The following is a 647-nucleotide window of genomic DNA, read 5'->3' as shown; positions in this document are numbered from 1 at the left end:
TGCATCTCGGTGGCGGAGATGTAGCGCAGGCTGAACAGCCGCGCCGAGAGGCCACTGGCCGGGCGCGCGGAGGCCAGGGTCGGGGTGAGCTTGCCGCTGACCGCCTGGTTGGCCGGCAGGATCACGTAGCGGTTGCCCTGGCGGATCATGGCGTTGTTGGTCCAGGACAGCAGGGTCTCGAGGATCGACAGCGCTTCGGTCTTGTTGACCGGTTGCGAGGTGGAGAAGCTGACGTCGCCGGTCACGCCCTGGGCGATGCTGTAGTTCTCGTGCATCAGGTCGCCCATGACGCTGTTGATCACGGCTTCGATGGGCTGGTTGGTGAAGTTGAACATGATGTCGCCGGAGGCTTGGCCACCCTGCCCTGGCGCTTGGCCGGACGGGCCGGCAGCGGGCACCGCGGCACGTGCGGACGCCGCGTGCACGAAGCTCTGGTTGCCGCGAATGATCTGCTGGCGAGCGCGGGCTGCGGCGGGTGTGGCGGCATTATTGGTGTCGTCAGTGCCGGCCTCTTCGCGCGCAAGCGTTGCTCCTACATCGCAGTCCGGGCGCGCATCGTACCCCTGTGGGAGCGAGGCTTGCCCGCGAAGGGGCCGGCATGGCTGGCCGCGCTGGTCGCCGGTGCCGCGCAGGGCCTCGTGCATCAG

The 647-nt window shown here is 68.5% G+C and carries 1 pseudogene; it reads right to left on the bottom strand.

From position 1 onward, the window contains the following. A pseudogene (locus AC3WJP_RS29130) lies at positions 1 to 647 on the bottom strand (hypothetical protein); the annotation flags it as partial.

The sequence above is a fragment of the Pseudomonas sp. GW821-FHT01A09 genome (assembly GCF_058986725.1).
The sequence above is the reverse complement of the archived record's forward strand: the minus strand, read 5'-3'. Positions and strand labels throughout refer to the sequence as shown.